This window comes from Streptomyces sp. MMCC 100, from assembly GCF_041538145.2.
Lineage (GTDB): Bacteria > Actinomycetota > Actinomycetes > Streptomycetales > Streptomycetaceae > Streptomyces.
Genome location: NZ_JBGORK020000001.1, coordinates 6,280,008 through 6,301,916, shown reverse-complemented (window position 1 = coordinate 6,301,916; position 21,909 = coordinate 6,280,008). Strand labels below are relative to the sequence as shown.

The 21,909-nt window shown below is 70.5% G+C and carries 20 protein-coding genes and 5 tRNA genes; 15 read left to right on the top strand and 10 right to left on the bottom strand.

Annotation, left to right across the window (positions count from 1 at the left end; all coding sequences use genetic code 11):
• Window positions 1–302: 302 nt before the first annotated feature.
• The 8 genes from ABS735_RS29045 to ABS735_RS29010 form a co-directional block, all read right to left on the bottom strand.
• Window positions 303–884, bottom strand: coding sequence for a GTP-binding protein (locus ABS735_RS29045; protein ID WP_009314218.1), 582 nt, complete (start codon window positions 882–884; stop codon window positions 303–305).
• Window positions 865–1,437 carry a DUF742 domain-containing protein gene (locus tag ABS735_RS29040; protein WP_076976478.1) on the bottom strand — a complete coding sequence of 191 codons (573 nt, stop codon included), beginning with the start codon at window positions 1,435–1,437 and terminating at the stop codon, window positions 865–867. The genes ABS735_RS29045 and ABS735_RS29040 overlap by 20 nt, the downstream gene beginning before the upstream one ends.
• A gap of 94 nt (window positions 1,438–1,531) precedes the next feature.
• Window positions 1,532–1,945 (bottom strand): roadblock/LC7 domain-containing protein, encoded by a 414-nt coding sequence (locus ABS735_RS29035; RefSeq protein ID WP_004983065.1) that lies wholly within the window; start codon window positions 1,943–1,945, stop codon window positions 1,532–1,534.
• A gap of 10 nt (window positions 1,946–1,955) precedes the next feature.
• The gene (locus ABS735_RS29030) at window positions 1,956–5,192 is read right to left on the bottom strand and encodes a sensor histidine kinase (RefSeq protein WP_373904424.1); all 3,237 of its coding nucleotides are present in this window, start codon (window positions 5,190–5,192) and stop codon (window positions 1,956–1,958) included.
• 406 nt (window positions 5,193–5,598) lie between these two features.
• Window positions 5,599–6,174, bottom strand: coding sequence for a GTP-binding protein (locus ABS735_RS29025; RefSeq protein WP_003973455.1), 576 nt, complete (start codon window positions 6,172–6,174; stop codon window positions 5,599–5,601).
• Window positions 6,155–6,553: a DUF742 domain-containing protein gene (locus ABS735_RS29020; protein WP_007387727.1), complete on the bottom strand. Its 399-nt coding sequence runs from the start codon at window positions 6,551–6,553 to the stop codon at window positions 6,155–6,157. The genes ABS735_RS29025 and ABS735_RS29020 overlap by 20 nt, the downstream gene beginning before the upstream one ends.
• A 111-nt stretch (window positions 6,554–6,664) precedes the next feature.
• Window positions 6,665–7,078: a roadblock/LC7 domain-containing protein gene (locus tag ABS735_RS29015; RefSeq protein WP_003973453.1), complete on the bottom strand. Its 414-nt coding sequence runs from the start codon at window positions 7,076–7,078 to the stop codon at window positions 6,665–6,667.
• 9 nt (window positions 7,079–7,087) lie between these two features.
• Window positions 7,088–11,074, bottom strand: a complete 3,987-nt coding sequence (locus ABS735_RS29010; RefSeq protein ID WP_373904423.1) for a sensor histidine kinase — start codon at window positions 11,072–11,074, stop codon at window positions 7,088–7,090.
• A gap of 602 nt (window positions 11,075–11,676) precedes the next feature.
• On the opposite strand from ABS735_RS29010, the gene ABS735_RS29005 reads away from it, so the two are divergent.
• The 10 genes from ABS735_RS29005 (at window position 11,677) to ABS735_RS28960 (ending at window position 16,203) form a co-directional block, all read left to right on the top strand.
• Window positions 11,677–11,865, top strand: coding sequence for a hypothetical protein (locus ABS735_RS29005; RefSeq protein ID WP_164712657.1), 189 nt, complete (start codon window positions 11,677–11,679; stop codon window positions 11,863–11,865).
• Between the two features lie 128 nt (window positions 11,866–11,993).
• Complete coding sequence (locus tag ABS735_RS29000) at window positions 11,994–12,770, top strand: fumarylacetoacetate hydrolase family protein (protein ID WP_102929128.1); 777 nt, start codon at window positions 11,994–11,996, stop codon at window positions 12,768–12,770.
• On the top strand, window positions 12,763–14,247 hold the full coding sequence (gene gltX, locus ABS735_RS28995) for a glutamate--tRNA ligase (protein ID WP_373904422.1): 1,485 nt from the start codon (window positions 12,763–12,765) through the stop codon (window positions 14,245–14,247). Before ABS735_RS29000 ends, gltX begins: the two co-directional genes overlap by 8 nt.
• Before the next feature lie 108 nt (window positions 14,248–14,355).
• On the top strand, window positions 14,356–14,751 hold the full coding sequence (locus ABS735_RS28990) for a RidA family protein (RefSeq protein WP_373904421.1): 396 nt from the start codon (window positions 14,356–14,358) through the stop codon (window positions 14,749–14,751).
• Between the two features lie 98 nt (window positions 14,752–14,849).
• A complete protein-coding gene (locus tag ABS735_RS28985; protein WP_373904420.1) occupies window positions 14,850–15,584 on the top strand; it encodes an HAD family hydrolase in 735 nt (244 codons plus the stop codon).
• Window positions 15,585–15,675: 91 nt separating this feature from the next.
• Window positions 15,676–15,747 (top strand) — tRNA-Gln (locus ABS735_RS28980).
• Between the two features lie 39 nt (window positions 15,748–15,786).
• Window positions 15,787–15,859 (top strand) — tRNA-Glu (locus tag ABS735_RS28975).
• A 62-nt stretch (window positions 15,860–15,921) separates the two neighbouring features.
• Window positions 15,922–15,994, top strand: a tRNA-Glu gene (locus ABS735_RS28970).
• A 20-nt stretch (window positions 15,995–16,014) separates the two neighbouring features.
• Window positions 16,015–16,086 (top strand) — tRNA-Gln (locus ABS735_RS28965).
• A gap of 44 nt (window positions 16,087–16,130) precedes the next feature.
• Window positions 16,131–16,203, top strand: a tRNA-Glu gene (locus tag ABS735_RS28960).
• Window positions 16,204–16,251: 48 nt separating this feature from the next.
• Here the strand turns inward: ABS735_RS28960 and ABS735_RS28955 are convergent.
• On the bottom strand, window positions 16,252–16,896 hold the full coding sequence (locus ABS735_RS28955; RefSeq protein ID WP_373904419.1) for a MerR family transcriptional regulator: 645 nt from the start codon (window positions 16,894–16,896) through the stop codon (window positions 16,252–16,254).
• Window positions 16,897–16,977: 81 nt separating this feature from the next.
• Here ABS735_RS28955 and ABS735_RS28950 point away from each other — a divergent pair, with 81 nt between their 5' ends.
• A complete protein-coding gene (locus ABS735_RS28950; RefSeq protein ID WP_373904418.1) occupies window positions 16,978–17,541 on the top strand; it encodes a DUF4188 domain-containing protein in 564 nt (187 codons plus the stop codon).
• A 66-nt stretch (window positions 17,542–17,607) separates the two neighbouring features.
• On the opposite strand, the gene ndgR is transcribed toward ABS735_RS28950, so the two are convergent.
• Window positions 17,608–18,324 carry an IclR family transcriptional regulator NdgR gene (ndgR, locus tag ABS735_RS28945; protein WP_373904417.1) on the bottom strand — a complete coding sequence of 239 codons (717 nt, stop codon included), beginning with the start codon at window positions 18,322–18,324 and terminating at the stop codon, window positions 17,608–17,610.
• A gap of 198 nt (window positions 18,325–18,522) precedes the next feature.
• On the opposite strand from ndgR, the gene leuC reads away from it, so the two are divergent.
• The 4 genes from leuC to ABS735_RS28925 all read left to right on the top strand — a co-directional run bounded on the left by leuC (window position 18,523) and on the right by ABS735_RS28925 (window position 21,861).
• Entirely contained in the window at window positions 18,523–19,953 is a 1,431-nt protein-coding gene (leuC, locus tag ABS735_RS28940) for a 3-isopropylmalate dehydratase large subunit (protein ID WP_373904416.1), read from the top strand.
• Between the two features lie 5 nt (window positions 19,954–19,958).
• Entirely contained in the window at window positions 19,959–20,552 is a 594-nt protein-coding gene (gene leuD, locus ABS735_RS28935; RefSeq protein WP_373904415.1) for a 3-isopropylmalate dehydratase small subunit, read from the top strand.
• 285 nt (window positions 20,553–20,837) lie between these two features.
• A complete protein-coding gene (locus ABS735_RS28930; protein WP_102929121.1) occupies window positions 20,838–21,068 on the top strand; it encodes an SCO5555 family protein in 231 nt (76 codons plus the stop codon).
• Window positions 21,069–21,204: 136 nt separating this feature from the next.
• The gene (locus tag ABS735_RS28925) at window positions 21,205–21,861 is read left to right on the top strand and encodes an HU family DNA-binding protein (RefSeq protein ID WP_373904414.1); all 657 of its coding nucleotides are present in this window, start codon (window positions 21,205–21,207) and stop codon (window positions 21,859–21,861) included.
• Window positions 21,862–21,909: the final 48 nt, after the last annotated feature.

Below are 21,909 nucleotides of genomic sequence, written 5' to 3'. Positions count from 1 at the left end.
TACGTAGAGGCCCCTCTCCGCCCAGGAGAGGGGCCTCTACGTATGACAGGAGGCCGGGCAACTCACCCAGGGGCGCGGGGCTGTGTCGATATGCGGCTCCGCCGCGTGGGCGCGACCAGCCACGACGCACCCGCACCCGGCAACGAAACCGCCCCCGGCAGCCCAGTGGCCGCAGGGGGCGTCGCGCAACCCGGCGCTGCCGGGGTGCCGCCTGCGCCCACCCGTGCCGCCCTGGGGGCACCTCCCAGGCCTTTAAGGCACTGGGGGAGGCACGACTGCCCGCAGGCTAGCGGCGTGGGCGCCTAGCGCAACCGCGCCATCAGCGCGTGCTCCACGAGAGTGATCAGCGCCGACTTCGCGTCGGCCCGATGCCGCGCGTCCGTCGTGATGATCGGCGTGTCGGGGCCGATCTGCAGCGCCTCCCGGACCTCGTCCGGGTTGTACGGCTGCTGCCCGTCGAAGCCGTTGAGCGCGATGACGAACGGCAGGCCGCTGTTCTCGAAGTAGTCGACCGCGGGGAAGCAGTCGGCGAGCCGCCTCGTGTCGACCAGGACGATCGCCCCGATGGCACCGCGCACCAGGTCGTCCCACATGAACCAGAACCGGTCCTGGCCCGGCGTACCGAACAGGTACAGGATCAGATCCTGGTCGAGTGTGATGCGTCCGAAGTCCATGGCGACCGTCGTGGTCGTCTTGTCCCCCGTGTGGGTGAGGTCGTCGATGCCCGCCGACGCGGATGTCATCACGGCCTCGGTGCGCAGCGGATTGATCTCCGAGACAGCGCCGACGAACGTGGTCTTGCCCACGCCGAAGCCGCCCGCCACCACGATCTTCGCGGAAGTGGTGGAGCGGGAAGGACCGCCGCTAGAGCTTGCGAAGTCCACTGAGCACCCTTTCGAGCAGTGTCACGTCTGGCTGGCCGCCGGCGCTCTCGTCGCCGCCGGGCTGATGGATGGCGACCAGTCCCGCCTCCGCCAAGTCGGCGACGAGGATCCTGGCCACGCCGAGAGGGATCGTCAGGAGGGCCGAGACCTCGGCCACCGACTTGATCTCCCGGCAGAGGTTGCAGATCCGCTGATGCTCGGGCAGCTGGCCCTGCATCTGGTGCGGCTGCGCGGTGGTGTGCACCAGCGCCTCGATGGCGAGCTGGTACCGGGGCCTGGTGCGGCCGCCCGTCATGGCGTACGGGCGCACCAGGGGGTTGTTCGACGCCCCGGCGGGCGCCGGCTCAGGGGTGCGGCGCTGCGGCTGCACGGGCTGGATGCGCGGAGCCTGCGGCTGGTCGTACGGCGAAGGGCCGGGGCCCTGCGGCGCGTACGGCTGCCGGTGGCTCGGCACGGAGGGGTAGCCGTATCCGTTCGCCGAGCCGTCGCCTTGGCCCTGACCAGGGCCGTACGACCAGTTGCCCGATGACGGACCACCTGGGGGTGTTGCCACTTTTTCCTCCTCCGACTGTGCCTGGCACCCATCGCTGTGGAGCCGCGTCCCGAAACTTTACGGCCACGGGACGCCAAAACGCACCGTCTGTCCTTTAGTTGAGAAGGCTCCCTTGGAGCTCCGCCCGCAGATCGGGGGTCAGAACCGTGCCCGCACGGTCCACCAGAAGGGCCATCTCGTACCCAATGAGACCGATGTCCGCCTCGGGGTGTGCGAGAACCGCGAGGGACGAGCCGTCGGAGATGGACATGATGAAGAGGAATCCGCGCTCCATCTCCACAACCGTCTGGTTCACGCTGCCGCCCTCGAAGATGCGCGAGGCACCCGCGGTCAGCGAGGTCAGGCCGGAGGCGACGGCCGCGAGCTGATCGGCTCGGTCGCGAGGGAACCCTTCGGACATCGCCAGAAGGAGTCCGTCGGCGGAGACCACCACCGTGTGGGACACCCCCGGGGTGTTGTCCACGAAGTTGGTGATCAACCAGTTCAGGTTCTGCGCCGCCTGGCTCATCGGGCTCACACTAACGCTCCTGGTTGTAGGTGCTGTCAGGACCACGGTGTTCATTCCTTGTGTCCTGGCCGTTCGTTTCACTGCCTGCGTTGCGGCCTCGCTCGACGCCGCGCCGCAGGTTGCTCAGCCTGCCCCGGACGTCCTCCGGAGCGCGGGAGACCTGGGGGCCTCCCTGGGGAGTGGTCTCGGCCGCGCCCTCGACCAGGTTGGCCTTGGGCACCCGCCGCGGCAGCCCCGAGGAGGTCACCCCGCCCGCCTTGGGCCTGCGCAGCGCCGAAGCCTGCTGCCAGCGGTCGTCGTTGGCCGACCGCCAGGTGTCCTCGCCGCCCGCCCCCGGTGCGGCGGCCGGCGTCTCCTGGCCCACGTGCCCCGCATCGCCCGCGCCGCTCGCGGTGGATCCGCGGCGGGGAAGACCGGCGTCGGTCAGCTCGTGGGCGGCGGAGGGGGCCGGCCCCGGACGGTCGAAGCCTACGCGGTCCGCCTCGTTCACGTCAGCGGCCTGGGCGGATTGCGCCTGCGGGGCGCCCGCGGAGTACTGGTCCGGATATCCGTTCTGGTATCCGTCCTGCTGCGGCCAGTCGTCCTGGTGGCGTCGCTGCTCGAAGGGCGAGTAGCCCCCGGTCTCCGGCAGGCCGCCGTTCGGCGCGTAGTACTGCTCGTCGTACGACGCCTGCTGCGGTTCCTGATAGGCCTGCTGCTGGTCGGCGTACGCCGACTGCTGGTCGTACCCGCCGTTCGCCGGCTCCTGGTAGACGCCGTTCGGCGACTCCTGGTACGCGCCGTTCGGCTGCTGCTGGTAGCCGTCGAGAGGCTGGTCGTAGCCCGGCTGCTGTCCGGTGAACTGGTCCTGGAAGCCGGGGGCCTCGGAGTTCCCGTCGTCGCCCCGGTCCGCCGGACCCGGCAGCTCCGGGTGCGACTGGGCCTCCAGGGCCGCGCGGCGCTCCTCGCGCATCAGCGAGCGGCCGACCGGGTCGAGCTCGCGGATGTCGTCGGGGATCTCGGAGTACCGGCTGTCGTCGAAGCCCAGCTCCGCGGCGGTCCGCATGGGCTGGCCGACCTGCGCGAAGCTCTCGCCCTGGAAGTTCTGCTCCGGGATGATCTGCGAGACGGTGAACTCGTCGCGGGGCTGCTGCTCGCCGCCGCCACCACCGTGGGTGATGGCGTCCGGGAGCATGACCAGCGAGGTGGTGCCCGCCTGCTCGCCGGAGGGGCGCAACTGGACCCGGATGCCGTGCCGGTCGGACAGCCGGCCGACCACGAACAGGCCCATGCGCTGCGAGATCGCGGCGTCCACGGTCGGCGGGTTGGCCAGCTTGTGGTTGATGTCCGCGAAGTCCTCGGCGGTCAGGCCGATGCCCTTGTCGTGGATCTCGACCATCACACGGCCGTCGGGCAGCCGGGTCGCGGTGACGCGGACCTTGGTCTGCGGCGAGGAGAACGTCGTGGCGTTCTCCAGGAGCTCGGCGAGCAGGTGCACGAGGTCGGTCACGGCACGGCCGTGGATCTCGGCCTCCGGCACGCCGGACAGCTCGATGCGCTCGTACTGCTCCACCTCGGAGGAGGCGGCGCGCAGCACGTCCACCAGCGGGACCGGCTGGTCCCAGCGGCGGCCGGGCTCCTCACCGGCGAGGACCAGGAGGTTCTCGCCGTTGCGGCGCATACGGGTGGCCAGGTGGTCCAGCCGGAAGAGGTTCTCCAGCTGGTCGGGGTCCGCCTCGTTGTTCTCCAGGTCGGTGATCAGGCTCAACTGGCCCTCGATCAGCGACTGGTTGCGGCGCGACAGGTTGGTGAAGATCGCGTTGATGTTGCCCCGCAGCAGGGCCTGCTCGGAGGCGAGGCGGACCGCCTCGCGGTGCACCTGGTCGAAGGCGCGGGCGACCTCGCCGATCTCGTCGGTCGAAGCGATCGGGATCGGCTGCACCCGGGTGTCGACCCGGCCCGGGTCGGTGCGGGAGAGCTGGTCGACCAGCATCGGCAGGCGCTGCTCGGCGATGCCGAAGGCGGCGTTGCGCAGCTGGCGCATGGAGCGGCTCATCTGGCGGGCCACCATGCCGGCCAGGACGAACGCGGCGAGCAGCGCGATCACGACCGCGGCACCCGTGGTGTAGGCGTCGCGCTCGGCGTCGTCGGCGATCGTGGACGCCTCGGACACCGCCTTGTCGGCCAGGTCCGACTCGATCTTCTGGTACGCGTCGAACTTGAGGGTGTTGACCGCCCACCAGTTCTCCGGCGTGATGCCCTGCTGGGCCAGCTCCGCACGTGCGCTGGTGTCCGTGGAGTCGAGTCCGGCCAGCTCCGAGATCATCGTCGTCGGGTTGGACGGCGGCGGCACGTAGTCCGGGTCCTTGGCCTTGGCCTCCTTGGCCATGGCCGCGCCGTCCTCCTTGAGCTTCGCCTCGGCGTCCTCGAGCTTCTGCGCGTCCGCCTCGGTGCCGCCCCCGATGTACTCCTCGACCGCGATGCGCTCCAGGTAGGCGTAAGAGGAGAGCGCGACGCGCTGGCTGGCGAGGTGGCCGGGCTCCGGACCGGGCTTGATCAGCATGTGCATGCCGATGGAGCGCTCCAGGGAGAGCGCCGCCTTCGTCAGGGAGATCGCGTAGACGGTACGGCCGTAGGAAGTGATGTTGCCGGTACCCAGACCGAGCTCGTTGGCGAACTCCATCAGGGGGTGGGCGACACCGGTGTAGCCCTCCTCGGTCTCCACGCCCTTGAGCTTGGAGGTGTACGCGGCCGCCCGCAGCGTCTGGAGCTTGGGCTCCTGCTCGCGGAACACCTTCAGCCGGCGTTCGAGTCCCGCCTTGGCGGGCATGCCCTGGGCGGCCCGGTCGAACGTGTCGGCCGCCTCGTCGGTGGCCTGGCGGGCCTTGGTGACGGTGGCGTCCTTGTCACCCTTGCCCTGCAGCAGCGGGGCCGCGGTGAGGTCGCGCTCGTTGTAGAGGGCGTTGGCGTAGCCGAGGGAGGCCTGCACCAGGCGGGCAGTGCTCTCGGCGTCCTCGGCGTCCTGCCAGGTGTCGATCGAGCTCTTCACCTGGAAGCCGCCCATGACGAGGCCGACCAGCACGGGTATGAGCAGGATCGCGTTCAGCCGGGTGGTCACCCGCCAGTTGCGCGGCGTGAAACGGCCACCGCTCGGCGCGGGCTCGGCCTTGGGTTCCGCGGCGGGGGCGGGGGCGGGCGCCGCTGTGCGCGGCGGCGGGGTGAAGTTGCCCCGGGCCGATGGCTCGGGACTGTTCTTGCTTCGCCTCACTCGACCAACAACCTCTCGGCGGTCGGCACCTGTGTCGTGCCGCTGTGTCTCAGAACCCACTCCGTCAGTCATCGAGTACGCGCTACTGCTGAGTACGTCTTTGACCATTGGGCAGTTCTGGCATTCCAGCACGGCGACCAGCGCTCTTCCAAACAGTGGAACGCGGGGGTTGCACGTGATGTAAGCCCCACGTAAAACGGTCATAAAGAGCGAGGCCCGTCAAAAGACGGGTCGTTCGTGCGCGCAGCGAGACCAGCTGACCGCGTCGCGTGTCGGTACCACCCGATTCCTCTGCCGAAACGTTATGAACAGCGGAGCCGACCGTGTCAAAGGACACAGTCGGCTCCGTCCCGTCTACGACAAGTGCCGTAGAACCCCGCCGACTTGGCTGCGACGGTCGGCGGACCTACCGCAGGCGGGCCATCAGCGCGTGCTCGACCAGCGTGATCAGCGCCGACTTCGCGTCGGCGCGGTGCCGGGCGTCGGTCGTGATGATCGGGGTGTCCGGGCCGATCTGCAGCGCCTCGCGCACCTCGTCCGGCGAGTACGGCTGCTGACCGTCGAAGCCGTTGAGCGCTACGACGAACGGCAGACCGCTGTTCTCGAAGTAGTCGACGGCCGGGAAGCAGTCGGCCAGCCGGCGGGTGTCGCACAGCACGACCGCGCCGATGGCGCCGCGCACCAGGTCGTCCCACATGAACCAGAACCGGTCCTGGCCCGGCGTACCGAACAGGTACAGGATCAGGTCCTGGTCCAGCGTGATGCGGCCGAAGTCCATGGCGACCGTCGTGGTCGTCTTGTCCCCGGCGTGCGTGAGGTCGTCGATCCCGGCACTGGCCGAGGTCATCACGGCCTCGGTGCGCAGGGGGTTGATCTCGGAGACGGCGCCCACGAACGTGGTCTTGCCGACGCCGAAGCCGCCGGCCACCACGATCTTCGCGGAGGTGGTCGCCCGCCCTCCGTCAGAGCTTTCGAAGTCCACTGAGCACCCTTTCGAGCAGTGTCACGTCCGGCGCACCGCCGTTGTTCTCGTCTCCGCCAGGCTGGTGGACCGCGACCATCCCGGCCTCCGCGAGGTCCGCGACCAGGATCCGCGCCACGCCGAGCGGCATCGCCAGCAGGGCCGACACCTCGGCCACTGATTTCACCTCGCGGCACAAGTGGCAGATCCGCTGGTGCTCGGGGAGCAGCCCCATGAGCGCTGCCGGGTCGGCCGTCGTACTGATCAGCGCCTCGATGGCGAGCTGGTAGCGCGGCCTGGTCCGGCCACCGGTCATCGCGTAGGGACGTACCAGCGGCTGGTCGCCCTCGTCCTCGTACGGCTCCGCGTACGGATCATGAGAGGCGGTGGGCGGGGTCATGAATCCTCCGGGCGGGACAGCAAGTCGGTCAGTCAAGCCGTCTGACGAGGCCGGTGGGGGGATTGTGGCGGCCGGACGGTGATTTGGTAACACGGGTGGTGCCGGGGCCGATCAGTGGAGCAGACTGCCTTGTAGTTCGGCGCGCAGGTCGGGCGTGAGGACCGCGCCCGCGCGGTCGACCAGGAGCGCCATCTCGTAGCCGACGAGGCCGATGTCGCACTCCGGGTGCGCCAGGACGGCCAGGGACGAGCCGTCCGAGACGGACATGAGGAAGAGGAATCCCCGTTCCATCTCCACGACCGTCTGCGCCACGTTGCCGCCCTCGAAGATCCGGGACGCCCCGGCGGTCAGCGAGGTCAGCCCCGAGGCGACGGCCGCGAGCTGGTCGGCGCGGTCGCGAGGGAAGCCCTCCGACATCGCCAGGAGGAGTCCGTCGGCGGACACGACGACGGTGTGGGACACCCCTGGGGTGTTGTCCACGAAATTCGTGATCAACCAGTTGAGGTTCTGTGCCGCCTGGCTCATCGGGCTCAACTAACGCTCCTGCTGGTGAGTGGGCCGCGGGTAGCTGCCGGTCTGGTTGGTACCGGCCTGACGGCCCTGTGCGATTCCCCGACGGAGATTGGTCAGCCGGCCGCGCACGTCGTCGGGCGCACGCGAAACCGCCGGACCGCTCTGGTGCGACTGCTGCTGAGCCGTCCCCGGGACGAGGTTGGCCCGGGGTACCCGGCGCGGGAGGCCGGAGGTGGTGACCCCGCCCGCGGCCGGCTGCCTGACGCGCTCCGCCTGCCGGACGAGGTCGTCGTTCGGCGAGCTGCGCCAGGCCGAGGTGGCCGGCCGCTGGGGGGCCGCCGGGGTCTGGGGCTGGGGAGCCTGCGGCTCCGGGGACGCGGCCGGGGCGGCCTGCGGCGCCCTCGCCTCGCGGTCCCCGTGGAACCAGTTGGTCTCCAGCGTGTCGTACAGCGGCGTACGTCCGTCACCGGGACCGGAGGCCGGGGGCAGGGCCCATCCGTCTCCGGGCCGCTGCGGGGGAGTGCCGTTGGTGTTCTGGCCCACGGGCTCCGGCGCGACCGGCCGCTGCGGGGCCGGCGGACGCGGGGCGCCGAAGTCGTTCCCGCCCTGCGCGCCGCCCACCTGGGGACGCTCGAACTGTCCGGTGGCCGCCGGGTTCTGACGGGCCGGCAGGTCGTGCTGCCCGGTCGAGCCGTTGTCGTAGCCCTGGGCGCCGGCGAACCGGTCCGCCGGGGCCGGGTTGTTCGGGGCCGCCTGGGCGGGCTGCCCGCCGAAGACGTCCGAGCGGACGAAGGGTCCGCCGCCCTGCTGCGGGGCGGCCGGCTCGGGCCGCGCGAACTGGTCGTTCTGCGGGGCGTCCTGGCCGGACCGGTCCCCGTCGTACTGGCCCTGGCCGGGCGCGCCCTGACCGTACTGATCCTGACCGAACTGGTCCTGAGCGTACTGACTCTGACCGAACTGGTCCTGACCGAACTGGTCCTGGTACTGGTTCCGGCCGTCGTACTGGTTCTGGCCGGGCTGGGCGAACTGGCCCGTGTTCTGCGGCTCGTCCCGTCGCGGCGCCGGGGCGTCGAAGTCGGGGCGGGCGAACTCGGCCGTGGCGGCGGGGGACTGGGGCTCGCCGAACCGGGGCACCACCGGCATCTCCGCGGTCGAGCCCGGGCCCTGCCTCTCGTCGAGGCGCGGGGGCAGGTCGGTGCGGGAGCTGTCCGGCTCGTCGTGGCCGCGCGGGGCGTCCAGCGAGGCGCGCGGCACGGGCGGCTGCGCGTTCTCGTCGCTCCAGCTGGGCACGCGGGGCTGCGGGTTGCCGCCGGGCAGCTCCGCCCGCGGGCCGCCGCGCGGCGGCAACTGCGGACGACGGCCCTGCTCGGCGTCGCCGCCCGCGCCGCGCTTGCCGCGCTGCGGGGGCGCGGCGGGAGTGCGGGTGCCGCCGAACATGTCCTGACCCTGCGAGGGGCTGTTCGCCGGCGCGTTGCCCTGCGGCGCGTTCATGCCCGCGGCCTGCAGGCCCTGCGGAGCACCGGGCGCCTGACCGGCACCGGCTCCCGCGCCGGCCGGAGCCGGGCGGTTCTGCCGGCCCGGGACCGCCGGGGACTGGGGCCCGCGTGCGCCACCCGGCGCACCCGGGCGGCCGCCCGCGTCGCGCCCGGGCAGTGCGGCCCGCGGTCCCTGACCGGCACCGAGCCGCCCGCCCGGCGCACCGGCGCCGAGCGCACCGCCACCACCGCCGAAGGCACCGCCACCGAGGGCACCGCCGCCCTGGCCGCCACGGCGGGCCGCGGCGACACCGGCGGCCGCCTGCGCGGCGGCCGGACCGCCGGTGCCCGAGCCGGGCTGACCGGGCTTGGGCTGCGGCTTGCGGCCGCCCTGGGCGACGTCGACGGGCAGCATGACCAGCGCGGTCGTACCACCGGAGTCGGACGGGCGCAGCTGGATGCGGATGCCGTGGCGCTGCGAGAGGCGGCCGACCACGAACAGACCCATGCGGCGGGAGACGGAGACGTCCACGGTGGGCGGCGAGGCGAGCCGCTCGTTGATCGCGGCCAGGTCCTCGGGGGAGAGGCCGATGCCGGTGTCGTGGATCTCGATGAGCACGCGGCCGTCGGGCAGCGCGTGACCGGTGACCTTGACCTTGGTCTGCGGCGAGGAGAACGAGGTCGCGTTCTCCAGCAGCTCGGCGAGCAGGTGCACGAGGTCGTTGACCACGCGGCCGGCGACCTCGGTGCTCGGCACGGAGGCCAGCTCGATGCGCTCGTACTGCTCCACCTCGGAGGCGGCGGCACGGAGCACGTCGACCAGCGGGACCGGGCGGGTCCAGCGTCGGCCCGGCTCCTCACCCGCGAGGACGAGGAGGTTCTCACCGTTACGGCGCATGCGCGTGGCGAGGTGGTCGAGCTTGAACAGGGAGGACAGCTGGTCCGGGTCGGCCTCGCGGGACTCCAGTTCGGAGATGAGCGACAGCTGGCGCTGGATCAGGCCCTGGGAGCGGCGCGAGAGGTTGGTGAACATCGCGTTGACGTTGCCCCGCAGCAGGGCCTGCTCGGCGGCGAGGCGGACCGCCTCGCGGTGCACGTCGTCGAAGGCCGCGGCCACTCGGCCGATCTCGTCCCGGGAGTGCACACCGACCGACTCCACCGAGGTGTCGACGTCCTGCGGGTCGGTCTCGGAGAGCTGCTTGACGAGCTCGGGCAGGCGGTCCTGGGCGACCCGGGTCGCGGTGTCCTCCAGGCGGCGCAGCGAGCGGATCATGGACCGGGCCACGACGAACGCGCCGACCAGGGAGACGCCGAGCACGAGCAGGATGAGGACACCGGAGATGATGGCCTCTTGCTCGGACTCGTTGCGCAGCTCGCGAGCCTGCTGCTCCATGTCCTCCAGCAGCTTCAGCTCGATGTTCTTCATCTGCTGGATCTTGGTGGAGCTGTCGTCCAGCCAGTCCTGGTAGGACCGGGACTTCAGGCTCTCCAGGCCATGGGCCTTGCTGAGGGCGCGGCCCGCGTACTGGTCGGACGCCTCGATGACCGGGTTGCCCTCGGTGATCGGCTTGAGCAGGTCCTCCGCGCCGTCGCCGTAGATGCTGCTGAAGCTGCGGACCTCGGAGGTCTGGCTCTGCAACGCGGACTGGGCGTACAGCCGGTCGTTCTCGGCGAGATCGCTCTTGTCGGTGTTGTTCGCGGGGAGTGCCGCGGCGAGGACCGCGCGCTGGATGGACGCGTACTCCTTGGCCGAGGAGAAGGCCGACAGGGCGCGCGTGCGCTGGATCATGTCGGAGTTGCTGGTCGCCTCCGCCATGTCCTGCGAGAGGTCGAGCAGGTGGGTGATCAGGCGGTGGTAGGACTCGACCGTCTGGGTCGAGTTGTCCTTCGCCGTGTACGCCGTGCTGCGGATCTTGGTCAGGTCGTTCAGGTCGCTCGCGATGCCGACGAGGCTGTCGCGGACACCGACCAGCCTGCCGTCCTTGCTCGCCGCGTCGATCTGCTCGGACTTGTCGAGGAAGTTCTTCAGGGCCCGGTCGGTCTGCTCGCGGTCGCCCTTGACGGCGATCGCGCTCGACTTCGAGCCGTGGGCCAGGGGGCCGGCGGACTGGTCGCGCTCCTCCTGGAGCGCGTGAGCCAGCTCAGTGGCCTGCTTGGTCATCTCGGTGAGCAGCTTCATGTTCTCGAGCTGCTCGATGTCGTCGATCGACTGGTTGATGCGCAACGCGCCCAGCGAGGTCGCCGCGACCACCGGAAGCGCCAGCAGCGAGACCAGACGGGTGGAGATCCGCCAGTTGCGCAGGGCTATTCGCGGGCCGGGGCCGGTCGAGCCCTTGGCCGGCTTCGCGGGCGGCTGCTGGCCGGGTGCGGACGAGTCCGCCGCCTGACCGGCGCGCTCCCCGCTGTCGCCGGGCTGGGTCTGGCCCGGGTTCTGGGCGTGCTGGGGCGAGGAGCTGACGGCCTTGGGGCCAGTCCCGCCCTGCGGCTCCGGCTCCGCCGAAGCGCTGCCATCCCTCTTGAAACGTCCCTGCACTAGCGTCGCAACCTCTGGACCAGGCGCCCCTCCGCGTGAACGGCTGGGCACGGTGTCGGCGTCATGGGGGCGCCCTGAATACGCCCCTGTGTTGGTCGTGAGTGACCGGCGCTGGTTCCCCCTTCTCGCCGCCGCTCGGCGCTGGTGTGCGCCCCCTGTGCGCCGGCTCGATCCTGCGGCGGTCCGTGGAATTCCAGCACAGTGCAGGATCTCCAACAAGGCCCGTGGGGCAGGCCGTGAGATAGGTGACAGCACGTGAGGGGCGAGTCACCTGACGTAGAAGATGATCACCCGCAAACCGGACGTATGTACGCGAGTCGTCGAGGTGAAGGGGGTGTCCCAGTCGACATGATCAGCAGCGGAATGATGGCTTCAGGTGTGCAATGTCGGTTTAGTCGGAGTGGCGCTGGCGTCGCAATTGACCGGTTTGACCCTTGATAAGTGAGCAAACTCACACCCGGATCGTGGACTCCCCCACGGTTGACGGGGAATCGCGTGTTTAGCCTGACGCTTTACAGAGAAGGCAAAACCGACAACCCGCGCCCTCGCAGGGGCTTTCCACGCCCCTCGGGCGCCCGGACACGACAGGGCCTCGAACAACCGTGAAGACGACGATGATGTTCCACAAGATCGCCAACCCGCGGCGCACGACGCTGGCGCACCTGAAGGACGCCGACGACCTGCAGACGCCGGAGCAGCCGGAGCACGCCGTCGAGCTCCCCACCCAGACCGCCAACCCCCGCCGCACGATCCTCATGGAGGCCCCGGTCGCGGCGTCGGTCGCAGAGTAGTACGACACCCGGCCGCCGGACGTTCAGCGGCGGCCCCGGCCCCTGAGGGCTTGCCCGGCGGTTCAGGCCCACCGCGATAGCCTGGAGCGTCAGACTTCAGCCAGCTCAGTCAAGGGGCCAAGCAACCCGTGCGCATCGCCAGGTTCTCCATCGACGGGAACGTCGCCTTCGGCGCGGTCGAGGGCGACCAGCCGGACCAGCTCGTCCTCGACATCATCAAGGGCATCCCGTTCGCGGACTACGAGCTCTCCGGCACCAAGGTGCCCCTGAGCAAGGTGCGGCTCCTGCCGCCGGTACTCCCCAACAAGGTCGTCGCCTTCGGCCGCAATTACGCCGAGCACGCCCGGGAACTCGGCAACGAGGTGCCCGACGCCCCGTTCGCCTTCTTCAAGCCGTCCACCTCCGTGATCGGCCCCGGGGACGCCGTCCAGTACCCCTCCTTCACCGAGGAACTGCACCACGAGGCCGAACTGGCCGTCGTCATCGGCCGCATGTGCCGCGAGGTCCCGCGCGAGCGCGTCAAGGACGTGATCTTCGGCTACACCTGCGCCAACGACATCACCGCCCGCGACGTCCAGCGCCGCGAGAAGCAGTGGGCCAGGGCCAAGGGCTTCGACTCCTCCTGCCCGCTCGGCCCCTGGGTGGAGACCGACCTGGACCCGTCCGACCTGACGATCCAGCTCACGGTCAACGGCGGCCAGCGCCAGCTCGGCCGCACCAGCGAGATGATCCACTCCATCGAGGATCTGATCGTCAACATCTCCGAGGCGATGACGCTGCTCCCCGGTGACGTGATCCTCACGGGCACCCCGGCCGGCGTCGGCCCCCTCAACGTCGGCGACGAGGTCGCCGTCACCATCGAAGGCATCGGCACTCTCACCAACAAGGTTGTCAAGCGTGGCTAGCGCACCCGGCTCCCCCGTACGCGTCCGTTTCTGTCCGTCCCCCACCGGCAACCCCCACGTGGGCCTGGTCCGCACCGCCCTGTTCAACTGGGCCTTCGCGCGCCACCACCAGGGCACGCTGGTCTTCCGCATCGAGGACACCGACGCGGCCCGCGACTCCGAGGAGTCGTACAACCAGCTCCTCGACTCGATGCGCTGGCTGGGCTTCGACTGGGACGAGGGCCCCGAGGTCGGCGGCCCGCACGCGCCCTACCGCCAGTCGCAGCGCATGGACATCTACCAGGACGTCGCCCAGAAGCTCCTGGACGCCGGCCACGCCTACCGCTGCTACTGCTCCCAGGAGGAGCTGGACACCCGCCGCGAGGCCGCCCGCGCCGCCGGCAAGCCCTCCGGGTACGACGGCCACTGCCGCGAGCTGACCGACGAGCAGGTCGAGACCTACCGGGCCGAGGGCCGCGAGCCCATCGTCCGCTTCCGGATGCCCGACGAGGCGCTCACCTTCACGGACCTGGTCCGCGGCGAGATCACCTACCTCCCGGAGAACGTCCCGGACTACGGCATCGTCCGTGCCAACGGCGCGCCGCTCTACACGCTCGTCAACCCGGTCGACGACGCCCTGATGGAGATCACCCACGTCCTGCGCGGCGAGGACCTGCTCTCCTCCACCCCGCGCCAGATCGCCCTGTACAAGGCGCTGATCGAGCTGGGCGTCGCCAAGGAGATCCCCGCCTTCGGCCACCTGCCGTACGTCATGGGCGAGGGCAACAAGAAGCTCTCCAAGCGCGACCCGCAGTCGAGCCTCAACCTCTACCGCGAGCGCGGCTTCCTCCCCGAGGGCCTGCTCAACTACCTCTCCCTCCTCGGCTGGTCGCTCTCCGCCGACCAGGACATCTTCACGATCGCCGAGATGGTCGCCGCCTTCGACATCTCCGACGTGCAGCCCAACCCGGCGCGCTTCGACCTGAAGAAGTGCGAGGCGATCAACGCCGACCACATCCGCCTCCTGGAGACCAAGGACTTCACCGAGCGCTGCCGCCCCTGGCTGAAGGCCCCCGCCGCCCCCTGGGCGCCCGAGGACTTCGACGAGGCCAAGTGGCAGGCGATCGCGCCGCACGCGCAGACCCGCCTGAAGGTCCTCTCCGAGATCACCGACAACGTCGACTTCCTGTTCCTGCCGGAGCCGGTCTTCGACGAGGCGAGCTGGGCCAAGGCGATGAAGGAGGGCTCGGACGCGCTCCTGCGCACGGCCCGCGAGAAGCTGGACGCCGCCGACTGGAGCTCCCCGGAGTCCCTCAAGGAGGCCGTCCTGGCCGCCGGCGAGGCCCACGGCCTCAAGCTCGGCAAGGCCCAGGCCCCCGTCCGCGTCGCCGTCACCGGCCGCACGGTCGGCCTGCCCCTCTTCGAGTCCCTGGAGGTCCTGGGCAAGGAGAAGGCGCTGGCCCGGATCGACGCGGCGCTGGCGCGGCTCGCGGCGTAACCGGCAGCACGTGTGAAGGGCGGCGTCCGCATGGGGCGCCGCCCTTTCCGTACCCCGCCCGGGTCCCTCCGACCGGCACCGTCGGCGCGGCCCCCGCAGACTGACGGCATGCGCCGCGAGGACATCGACCCACGCTTCTTCGGGGACCGCCTGGCCTACAACCGGGCCGTACTCGTCGAACAGCCCCGGCGCTGGCTCGTGGTCGCCGGGCACGAGGCCCGGGACGACGAGGGCGGCATCGCCGCCGTGGGCGACGTCCGCGGCCAGATCCGGCTGACCTTCCGGCGCCTGGGGGAGACGCTGGAGAGGGCCGGGTTCGCCCTGAGCGACCTCGTCCAGATCCGGATCTTCACCGTTGACATCGAGGCGGTCACGGCCCACTACGACGCCGTACTGGACGAACTGGCCGCCGCCGACTGCCGCCCCGCCAGCCTGCTGGCCGAGGTCCGGGCCCTGTCCGACCCGCGGATGCTGGTCGAGATCGAGGGCCTCGCCGCCCAATAGGCGGCCGCTCGCCCGGCCCGCTCGCCCGGCCGATGCCTCGGCCGCCCTGCCCGCCGTCCGCTCCCCGCTCCGCGCCGACGCCGCCTAGGCTGGGCCGCATGCCGATCAAAGCCGTGGTCTGGGACGTCGACGACACGCTCTTCGACTACACCACCGCCGACCGTGAAGGCATGCGCGCCCACCTGGTCGCCGAAGGGCTCCTTGCCGGGTACGGGTCGGCCGAGGAAGCCCTCGTGCGCTGGCGGGAGATCACCGACCAGCAGTGGGCGCGCTTCGCCGCGGGCGAGGTGGACTTCGTCACACAGCGGCGCGACCGCACCCGGGTCTTCCTGGGCCGGCCGGAGCTGACGGACGCCGAGGCCGACGACTGGTTCCAGCGCTACGTCACGCACTACGAGGCCGCCTGGTCCCTCTTCCCGGACGTGATGCCCGTCCTGGACGCCCTCGCCGACAGCCACCGGCACGCCGTGCTCTCGAACTCCAGCCTCACTGTCCAGGACCGCAAGCTGCGCGTCCTCGGCGTGCACGACCGTTTCGAGGCCATCCTGTGCGCCGCCGAGCTGGGCGTCTCCAAGCCGGAGGCCGGGGCCTTCCTCGCGGCCTGCGACGCCCTCGGTCTCGCCCCGTCCGACGTCGCCTACGTCGGGGATCACCCGGAGATCGACGGACGCGGCGCCGCCGACGCCGGGCTGCTCTCCGTGTGGATCGACCGGGGCGGCGTGTACGCGACCGTCGACCCGCCGGCCGGGCCGCGCCGTATCGCCTCGCTCTCCGAACTTCCCGCGCTCCTCGGCGCCGATACCCGTTTTGGAGCCCCGTCCACCTTCGGGTAATGTTCTTCCTGCGCCGCCGGAGAGCGGGCCGAAGGGCCGGGAACCGGAAGCGCAACGCTAGAACAAGAACCCTCCGGGGCTTGCGTTCCAGTGGCCTATGGTGTAATTGGCAGCACGACTGATTCTGGTTCAGTTAGTCTAGGTTCGAGTCCTGGTAGGCCAGCTCGCAGAGCTTATCTGCGCCGCGGAGCACATCCGCAAGGCCCCCGTTGTGTAGCGGCCTAGCACGCCGCCCTCTCAAGGCGGTAGCGCCGGTTCGAATCCGGTCGGGGGTACAGATCCTTCCCGCGAGGGCAGTCCGGGTAGCTCCCGCTGCTCTCGATGCAGGATCGCTAGGGCCCCCGTTGTGTAGCGGCCTAGCACGCCGCCCTCTCAAGGCGGTAGCGCCGGTTCGAATCCGGTCGGGGGTACGAACTGGTCTAAACCACATTGGTCTATGGTGTAATTGGCAGCACGACTGATTCTGGTTCAGTTAGTCTAGGTTCGAGTCCTGGTAGACCAGCTCGGATCTGCGGCGATGCAGTATCGAACGCTTGCAAGATCCACGCCCCCGTTGTGTAGCGGCCTAGCACGCCGCCCTCTCAAGGCGGTAGCGCCGGTTCGAATCCGGTCGGGGGTACATGAGTCCCAAGGGGGCTTCCGCTGAGGCGGAAGCCCCCTTGGGCGTTCAATCGATGCCGTACCGGCGCGCCGACTCCTCCTCCTGAGCCAGCCGGTGCAGGGCCCGCAGCACAGGCTGGAAGAGCACCGCCGACGCGACCGCCATCTCGACCTGCTCGGCCTCCGAGGCGTGGGTCTCCATGAAGTCCAGTTCCCGACGGGCCACCTCCATCATCAACTCGCCGTAGGGCGCCATCAGTTCCGCGTCCCACGGATAGTCGAGGCGGCGCAGCGCGGCCACCGCCACCACCAGGGAGCGGTGCACGGGGGAGAGCGGAGCCATCTCCCGGGAGGTCTCCCAGCCCAGCAGCTCCAGCAGGCGGTCCACCTCGGTCCGCGCGGCGGCCACCGCCGGGTCCGCCTCGTCCGGCTCGGCGTCCTGCGGCAGCGCCCACAGGGCCGCCCCCAGCCGGATCGTGCGGCCCAGCGACTCGTCGTCGACGTGCCCCAGGACCTCCCGGGCCGTCGCCACCGGCACCTTGCCGACCTGGATCAGCGCCCGCACCAGCCGCAGCCGGCGCAGATGACCCTCGTCGTACTCGGCGGTGGTCGCGTTGATCTGCCGGCCCGGCGGCAACAGCCCTTCCCGCAGGTAGTACTTGATCGTCGCGGTGGACACCCCGCTGCGGTTGCTCAGGTCGGCCAGTCGCATCCCTTGCACCCTCCTTCGGATAGCGCCACTATCTAAGCAGTACCGCTTGGACAGTGCAGCTCACCAACACGGGGAGGCGTCATGCCGGGGAAGACCGCGACCGCGACCCGCACCACCGCTGCCGCCGAGGGGGACGTGACCGTCCTGCTCATCGGCATGCGGATCAACCGCTTCTGGGCCGTGCACCACTGGCTGCCGGTCCTCCTCGCCATGCCGCGCATGCTCCGGGAGTTGGCGCAGGACCCGGAGCGCGGGCTCCTGAGCCACGTCCTGCTGACGGCCTCGCCGCGGACGTACTACGTCGTCCAGTACTGGGAGTCCAAGGAGAAGCTCTACCGGTACGCACACTCGCCCGACATGTTCCACCACCGGGCGTGGGCGATCATCAACCGCAAGGAGCGCAAGGGCAAGGTGCGCGGACACGTGGGGCTGTGGCACGAGGCGTACGTCGTCCCCGAGGGGTCGTACGAGTCGGTCTACGCCGACATGCCCGCGTTCGGGCTCGCGGCGGCGCACGGACAGGTGCCGCTCGAGCGGCGCGGCAAGCGCGCACGGGACCGCTTCGCGTACCGGTCGGAGAAGGCCGCCTGGAAAAGGGCGGAGAAGCGGGTCGTCGCCCCGGGGAAGGCCGCGGACGGGGTCTGAGCGCGGCGCCGGGCCCGCCGCGGCGTTGAGGCGGGCCCGTGACCGGTCGGAAGTGTCCTGGGATGGTCAGCCGTTGCGGCGCAGCGCTTCGGAGAGGCGGCCGGCGGCGTCGATGATGGCCTGCGCGTGCATGCGGCCGGGGTGGCGGGTGAGGCGCTCGATGGGCCCGGAGACGGACACGGCGGCCACCACGCGGTTGGAGGGGCCGCGCACCGGCGCGGAGACGGACGCGACGCCGGGCTCGCGCTCGCCGATGGACTGGGCCCAGCCGCGGCGGCGTACGCCGGACAGCGCCGTCGCCGTGAAGCGGGCGCCCTGCAGGCCGCGGTGGAGGCGCTCGGGCTCCTCCCAGGCCATGAGGATCTGCGCCGAGGAGCCGGCCTTCATGGTCAGCGTGGAGCCGACCGGGACCGTGTCCCTCAGGCCCGACAGGCGCTCGGCCGCGGCCACGCAGATGCGCATGTCGCCCTGGCGGCGGTAGAGCTGGGCGCTCTCGCCGGTGACGTCGCGCAGGTGGGTGAGGACCGGGCCCGCCGTGGCGAGCAGGCGGTCCTCGCCGGCCGCAGCCGCCAGTTCGGCCAGGCGCGGGCCGAGAATGAAACGGCCCTGCATGTCGCGCGCCACCAAGCGGTGGTGTTCCAGCGCCACGGCCAGGCGGTGGGCCGTGGGTCGTGCCAGTCCGGTCGCACCGACCAACCCCGCGAGGGTGGCCGGACCGGACTCCAGAGCGCTCAGGACGAGGGCCGCCTTGTCCAGAACGCCGACGCCGCTACTGTTGTCCATGCAACGATACTCCCGTCTCACTCTGTGAAACGCAAGTTCAATTTTCCGTGGAACCCGCCACTCTGGATGGCACGAAGTCACAACCGGCCCGTGACGAAAGGGCCTGGTGGCGGTTGCCCGGAAACACAGGGGTGCGGGCACCGCTTCCCCAAGATCACTAGTTGGGTCGGCGTCTCGTCGCCGACCGAAGGGAAAGCGATGGGTAGGACACTCGCGGAGAAGGTCTGGGACGACCACGTCGTCCGGCGCGCCGAGGGCGAGCCCGACCTCCTCTTCATCGATCTGCACCTGCTGCACGAGGTGACCAGCCCGCAGGCCTTCGACGGCCTCCGCAAGAGCGGCCGCCCGGTGCGCCGGCTCGACCTGACCATCGCCACCGAGGACCACAACACCCCGACGCTCGACATCGACAAGCCCATCGCGGACCCGGTCTCCCGGGCCCAGCTGGAGACGCTGCGCAAGAACTGCGCGGAGTTCGGCGTCCGGCTGCACCCGCTGGGCGACGTCGAGCAGGGCGTCGTGCACGTCGTCGGCCCGCAGCTCGGTCTGACCCAGCCCGGCACCACCGTGGTCTGCGGCGACTCGCACACCTCCACGCACGGTGCCTTCGGCGCGCTGGCGTTCGGCATCGGCACCTCCCAGGTCGAGCACGTGCTGGCCACCCAGACGCTGCCCATGGCCCGCCCGAAGACCATGGCGATCACCGTCAACGGCGAACTGCCCGACGGCGTCACGGCCAAGGACCTGATCCTTGCGATCATCGCGAAGATCGGTACCGGCGGCGGCCAGGGCTACATCCTGGAGTACCGCGGCGAGGCCATCGAGAAGCTCTCGATGGAGGCCCGCATGACCATCTGCAACATGTCGATCGAGGCCGGTGCCCGCGCGGGCATGATCGCCCCCGACGAGACCACCTTCGCCTACCTCCAGGGCCGCCCGCACGCCCCCGAGGGCGCCGACTGGGACGCGGCGGTCCAGTACTGGAAGACGCTGCGCACGGACGACGACGCCGAGTTCGACGCCGAGGTGGTCATCGAGGCCGCCGAGCTGGCCCCGTTCGTCACCTGGGGCACCAACCCCGGCCAGGGCGCCCCGCTTTCCGCCGCCGTCCCCGACCCGGCTTCGTACGAAGACGCCTCGGAGCGCTTCGCCGCCGAAAAGGCCCTGGAGTACATGGGCTTGGAGGCCGGACAGCCGCTGCGCTCCATCAAGGTGGACACCGTCTTCGTGGGTTCCTGCACCAACGGCCGCATCGAGGACCTGCGCGCCGCCGCGGAGATCGTCCGGGACCGCAAAGTCGCCGACGGCGTACGCATGCTGGTCGTCCCGGGCTCCGCGCGGGTCGGTCTGCAGGCCGTCTCCGAGGGCCTGGACGTGGTCTTCAAGGAGGCCGGCGCCGAGTGGCGGCACGCGGGCTGCTCGATGTGCCTGGGCATGAACCCGGACCAGCTGGCCCCGGGTGAGCGCTCCGCGTCCACCTCCAACCGCAACTTCGAGGGGCGCCAGGGCAAGGGCGGCCGCACCCACCTGGTGTCGCCGCAGGTCGCGGCCGCGACGGCGGTCCTGGGCCACCTGGCCTCCCCGGCCGACCTGTCCGCCGCCGACGTCCCCACGCCCGCTGGAGTCTGAGAGTCATGGAAGCGTTCACCAAGCACACCGGCCGGGCCGTCCCGCTGCGCCGCAGCAACGTCGACACCGACCAGATCATCCCCGCCCACTGGCTCAAGAAGGTGACCCGGGACGGGTTCGAGGACGGGCTGTTCGAGGCCTGGCGCAAGGACCCGGAGTTCGTGCTCAACCGGCCCGAGCGCGAGGGCGCCACCGTCCTGGTCGCGGGCCCCGACTTCGGCACCGGCTCCTCCCGCGAGCACGCCGTCTGGGCGCTGCAGAACTACGGCTTCAAGGCCGTGGTCTCCTCCCGCTTCGCCGACATCTTCCGGGGCAACTCGCTGAAGAACGGCCTGCTCACGGTGGTCCTCGACCAGAAGATCGTGGACGGGCTGTGGGAGCTCGTGGAGAAGAACCCGCAGGCCGAGATCACCGTCGACCTGGAGGCCCGCGAGGTCCGCGCCGAGGGCATCACCGCCCCCTTCGAGCTGGACGAGAACTCCCGCTGGCGACTGCTGAACGGGCTGGACGACATCTCGATCACCCTCCGAAACGAGGCCGACATCGCCGCTTACGAGGCGAAGCGCCCGTCGTTCAAGCCGCAGACCCTCCAGGTCTGATCCCCGGAGCCCCCACAGGTTCCCCCGGGACTCCGCAAGGTCGAGTTTCGGCCACCCAACATCCCCGCCGTACCCCCGATCAGCCCGATCGGGGGTACGGCCGTTTTTGGATCCGCCCGCGGTCGCACGTGACCGGCGTGACGCGCAACTTCCCACGTTAGAGGCGTTGTTGCCGGGGTACACGAGTCGTCGAGCACCGGTTCCCGAGTGCGCCAGGAAGGCCGTTCGAGGCGGCAGTTGCCCCCTGCGCAGGCGACAACTCGCCCCAGATGGCACAATCTGTGCATGGAACACGACGGCCAACTCGAGCTCTATACGGCGGTCGCGGTCCGGCTCAAGGAAGCGCACACAAGAGTGCGCGCACTGCAAGTCCCGGAGGGCGTACGGATGGCGCTGACCCGGAAGCTGCTGGTCATTACGGCCGCGGCCAAACACGATCTCGCCGGTGCGGCAAGGCGCCTGGATCGGTTCACCGCCGACCTCGACGCGGGTCGATTCCCCGACGAGGAAGGCTGAACCGGCCGGCCCGCCCGAGTCCGTTGCGACACAAGGGTGATTAGCCCGTTTCGTGTTTGATTTGCGGTATATATCTGCCTAACGTGCGAAAAAGCTTGAACACATTCGTTCTGGCGATGTCTCCGAAGGGGAAGACGTGAACAAGGCGCAGCTCGTAGAAGCGATTGCCGACAAGCTGGGCGGTCGGCAGCAGGCCGCCGACGCTGTCGACGCGGTCCTGGACGCCCTCGTCCGTGCCGTCGTCGCGGGCGACCGGGTCTCGGTCACCGGCTTCGGTTCCTTCGAGAAGGTCGACCGCCCCGCCCGCTACGCCCGCAACCCCCAGACGGGCGAGCGGGTTCGGGTCAAGAAGACCTCCGTGCCGCGCTTCCGCGCGGGCCAGGGCTTCAAGGACCTGGTGAGCGGCTCGAAGAAGCTTCCGAAGAACGACATCGCGGTCAAGAAGGCCCCCAAGGGCAGCCTGTCCGGCCCGCCGCCCACCATCTCCAAGGCCGCGGGCAAGAAGGCCGCCGCCAAGAAGGCCACGGGCGCCGCGAAGAAGACCACGGGAGCGGCCAAGAAGACGACCGCGGCGGCGAAGAAGACCACCGCGAAGAAGACCACCGGAGCGGCGAAGACGACGGCGAAGAAGACCACCGCCAAGAAGTCCCCCGCCAAGAGCACCACGGCGGCCGCGAAGAAGACCGCCGCCCAGAAGGCCCCCGCGAAGAAGGCGACCGCCAAGAAGGCCCCGGCCAAGAAGTCGACGGCCCGCAAGACCACCGCCAAGAAGGCCACCGCCCGCAAGAAGTAGCAGGAGACAACGAGCAGCAGCAGCAGCAGGCGGACGGGCACAGGGCAC